This is a genomic window from Oleiphilus sp. HI0125, assembly GCF_001635355.1.
In genome coordinates this window covers 1-1,389 of the sequence record NZ_LWGF01001460.1, presented here as the reverse complement: position 1 = coordinate 1,389, position 1,389 = coordinate 1, and the positions used below count along the sequence as shown (strand labels likewise).

General features: G+C 42.6%; 1 protein-coding gene. It reads right to left on the bottom strand.

Annotated elements, in window-relative coordinates; translation table 11 throughout:
- On the bottom strand, positions 1–1,389 hold a 1,389-nt coding region (locus tag A3762_RS24735), incomplete at both ends, for an insulinase family protein (RefSeq protein ID WP_197469568.1).

The following is a 1,389-nucleotide window of genomic DNA, read 5'->3' as shown; positions in this document are numbered from 1 at the left end:
AAGCGGGGTAAGAAAATTCAACGAGGTTATCGGTTAGCATCGAAACGAGTAACTGCGTCATAACCAAGTGTTCGACAGTATCGACGGCATGAGGAGAGCGAATGCTGACAAAGAATGTTGATTTTGGTGTTCCGAATTCTGTGTCAGTCGCGTGCCATAATTCCATACCTTTAGGCGCCGAGAGCAACACAGGAATAGGGTTGTTTTCTGCTTTGCTGAGCTCGGTGTTGCTCGGAATGAAGTTGTTTGGCTCAGGCAAGGCTAAGTCTTTGCTAGCTTCCGCCTTTTTAAGTTGATTTACCAAGCTCACAGATAGGCTTTTAACCGAGTAGGGAGCCTTAAACCATTGTGTTTCTTGATCGGTTTCTAGATCTTTTGCTTTTACGCTAACTAAAAGATTGTCGGGTGTAAGCAGGTGTAGGTAATCGCTAATTAATTCCTTATCAAACTTGTTTAGCTTGTAGGGCGCGCTGAGAATATCCTGTGCCGAGAACTCATGCAGTGCTGAGGACAAGCTTCTGACGTAGGACAGCGCTGGGACTTTTTCTTGGAACTTGAATGCAATTTCTGATAGTTGTTTTTGTTCAGTGAAATACATTTCATTGAGGTCGTTTTGTTTTAGCAGGTTGATGTAGGCAAATACGGCATTGATGACTTCATCTTGTTGCTTTAGGCCTGTCTCGGTAAGGCTCATAGAGATGATAAACATCCCTTGATTATCTGTGTCGAACTGAGGGCCAGCAGATAGCGTATCAACAAGCTGCTTCTTTTTAAGAGAGGAAAGCAGGCTGCCTTTTCCTTCATGCCCTATAAGGTTGGCAATATATCCAAGAGGTTGCGTATTGATGTAAGGACGAGACGTCGGAACAGGGAAGCTTAATGAAATACTTCGTGTGTCTTTGATACTTTTGACTTGAATTTTTGCTGGTAAAAAACCACCGCTAAAAAATGGTGTCGTGGTTTTATGTTCAGGTAAATTTTTGTTCGCGATGCTTGAGAATTTCTCTTCCACCCAGCTGGATAGTGTTTCAAGGTCTTCTTTGCCAAGTACAGTGAGCTTCATTCGATTTGCTGTGTACTGCATGTCGTAAAACTCTAAGAGCGCTTCACGCAGAGTAATGTCAGGCTGATCAACTAAGGTTTCTAAGTTACCAACTGCAAATTTTTTGTAGGGATGATCGGGATTTAATATGGCTTTGAAACTTTCTAAGTAGCGACGACCGTCATCTTGGATTTTTGAACTGTATTCTGAGTGCACTGCATTGACTTCTCGTTGCACATAATCTGCGTTAAACAATGGTGCAGTGAATTGTTGAGAGAAACGATCGAGTGCTGGCTCTAGGTATTCGGCGGACACATCAAAGAAGTAATTAGTGTGTTCAAGTGATG